At 37.0% G+C, this 2,883-nt stretch carries 3 protein-coding genes; all 3 read left to right on the forward strand.

Translation table 11 applies throughout. From position 1 onward, the window contains the following. Positions 1 to 722, forward strand: a 722-nt coding sequence (locus tag MRZ08_RS02975) for a sugar ABC transporter permease (protein ID WP_297379102.1), incomplete at its 5' end; no start/stop codon positions are given. Next, complete coding sequence (locus tag MRZ08_RS02980; RefSeq protein ID WP_297379104.1) at positions 722 to 1,540, forward strand: carbohydrate ABC transporter permease; 819 nt, start codon at positions 722 to 724, stop codon at positions 1,538 to 1,540. The genes MRZ08_RS02975 and MRZ08_RS02980, both read left to right, overlap by 1 nt. Positions 1,541 to 1,589: 49 nt before the next feature. Next, positions 1,590 to 2,883, forward strand: a 1,294-nt coding sequence (locus MRZ08_RS02985) for an ABC transporter substrate-binding protein (RefSeq protein WP_297379106.1), incomplete at its 3' end; no start/stop codon positions are given.

The raw sequence follows: 2,883 nt of genomic DNA on the forward strand, positions 1-2,883 counted from the left end.
TTTCAAACTTTCCGATTGTATTAAAAGACCCTCTCTTTAAGAGGGCTATGATAAATACCTTGATCTATGCTGTAACAGTTGTTCCTTTATCAATAATTATCGCTATGCTCATAGCCTTAGTCCTAAATACTAACATCAAGGGAGGGAAGTTCTTCGAGACTTTGTTCTTTATTCCTTACCTAACCAGCGTTATAGCTATAGGTATTGTGTTTAGATATTTATTCCACGGCCAATACGGTTTTATCAATTACGTCCTAGGCTTTATTGGTCTTGGACCGATAGACTTTCTAAATGATCCTGATTATAATATGACAGCCCTTATAATTTTTGGTGTATGGAACGCATTGGCCTTTAATATTATAGTAATACTCGCAGGTCTTAGGTCAATTGATAAAAATTATTACAAGGTGGCTGAGATGTTTGGAGCAAGTAGCTGGGAGCAGTTTAGAAAGATTACCCTCCCACAGCTTAAGTCGATTATTACCTTCTTGTTTTTGACAAGTTTTATCACAGCCTTTAAGGTCTACAATTCAATCTTCGCCCTCTTTAACGGCAGGGCAGGTGTCGGCAATAGACTTGTAACTGCAGTATTTTATATATACAACAAGTTCTATGTGGAATACAGATATGGCCAGGCAATGGCTGCAGGAGTGATTTTATTCTTATTCCTCCTAGTACTCACTTTCTTACAGAAGAAGGCAATAGAAAGGTTGGCAAAATAATGCAAAAAGTTTTAAGAGTGATTGGATATATTTTTGTTGTAATCATGGCGATTATTACAGTATTTCCTTTCCTTTATATGATTTCATCATCGTTAATGAGCTTTCAAGAAGTAACGAGTATTCCTCCTAAGCTTCTTCCAGAAAAGCCAATATTTTCAAACTATATCGAGGCTATGAAGGTTGCTCCTTTCGGAAGGTATTTCTTAAATACAGTTTTTGTATCTTTGACCAATACCCTAGTTACTTTGATAACTACAACCCTTGCGGCCTTTGCCCTAAATTTTTGTAATTTCAAATACAAAAAGCTCCTAGAAGCCTTCATGTTATCGCTTCTAATGATTCCTTTTGAGATTATAATCTTTACCAACTTTTCAACAATTGCAAGACTTGGTCTTATTGATACTTATACTGCCCTTATAATTCCTTTTTTGGCATCAGTATTTTATATATTTTATCTAAAGGAATTTCTCAAATCTATACCGATGGATTTCTACAAGGCAGCTAAGGTCGATGGGGCAAGTGACTTTGAATTTATTAGGAAAGTAATGATTCCTATGAGCAAGTCAAATCTCTTTACCATAGGGCTTTTAAACTTTATTACAGGTTGGAATTCATTCTTGTGGCCAATCCTTGTTACAAACACCACAGAGATGAGACTTATATCAAATGGTCTATCAGCCTTTGCTACTGAAGCAGGCCAATTAATTCACCTTCAAATGGCAGCAAGTACTATTACTATAATGCCAATTTTAATATTATATTTCCTCTTTAGAAAACAAATCCTAAGCGGTGTTTCCTACGGGGGTATCAAAAGATAGAAAAAGGGTATATAATATTAATGAAGGAAAATATAACAAAGGAGATTTTATGAAAAAGAAATTATCGTTGTTAATGGCTCTAGTTTTGTCACTAGGAGTATTCACAGCATGCGGATCTAACGAAAACGCAAGTGAAGAAAAGGCAGACAGCAAGGTTGAAGAAAGTGCTGATCAAGCAAAAGATGACAAGAAGGAAGAAGGAAAAGAAGAAGATAAGGCAGAAGGACAAACTGAGATAGTATTTTGGCACGCTATGGGTGGAGGCCAAGGCGAAGCTCTTGAAAATTTGACCAAGAAGTTTGAAGAAGAAAACCCAAACATCAAGGTTACTCTTCAAGGCCAAGGAAAATACGGAGACTTAAACCAAATTCTAGTTGCATCAATGCAATCACCTAAAGACCTTCCAACAATAACTCAAGCATATCCTGATTGGATGCTTCAATTCAAAGATGCTGATATGATAGCAGATCTTACAGACTATGTTAAAGAAGGAATGGATGATTATGATGATATCTTCCCAGGAGTAAGGGATGAAATCGAACACGACGGCAAGATCGAAGGACTTCCATTTAATAAGTCAACAGAAGTATTTTGGTACAACAAGGACTTATTCGATGAACTAGGTCTAAAGGCGCCAACAAACTACGAAGAGCTTAAGGAAGTATCAAAGAAAATCTACGAAGAAAAAGGCATACCAGGTGTTGGTTTCGACTCTCTATCAAACTTCTACATCACTTATCTTAAAAACAAGGGCATAGATTTTGACGCAAATCTAGATGTAGCAGGTCCTGAATCAATAGAAGCAGTTGAGTATTACCTAGAAGGAATCAAAGAAGGTTACTTTAGAATCGCAGGAACTGACCAATATATGTCAGGCCCATTTGCTAATGAGCAAGCAGGAGCCTACATTGGTTCAAACGCTGGTGAAGTTTATGTTAAAGAAGGTGTAGACGGCAAGTTCGAATACGAAGCAGCTCCTTATCCAGCAGAAAAGGCCTTCCAACAAGGTACAAATATCTATATGTTTGACAAAGCCAGTGATGAAGAAAAGAAAGCAGCTTTTGATTATATCAAATATCTATCTAGCAAGGATAGCCAAATCGACTTTGCTCTAGCAACAGGCTACATGCCAGCTAGAAAATCTGCTGTAACAGATGATAAGTACAAGACTTCTGACTCTAAGATTGCACCAATCCTAGATGATGCAAGTGAGAAATTATTCTCTAGACCACTTGTTCCAGGAAGCCAACAAGCCTACAATGACGTAGCAAGCTTACTTGAAAGTATCCTTTCAAATCCAAATGCAGACGTTAAGGCAGAGCTTGAAGGATTCGCACCACAAT

The organism is Anaerococcus sp., assembly GCF_022770135.1.
Classification (GTDB): Bacteria; Bacillota; Clostridia; order Tissierellales; family Peptoniphilaceae; genus Anaerococcus.

Bases quoted from the DNA above. Each gene is read 5' to 3' on its own strand.
- MRZ08_RS02980 (WP_297379104.1), top strand. From the start codon at position 722: ATGCAAAAAGTTTTAAGAGTGATTGGATATATTTTTGTTGTAATCATG.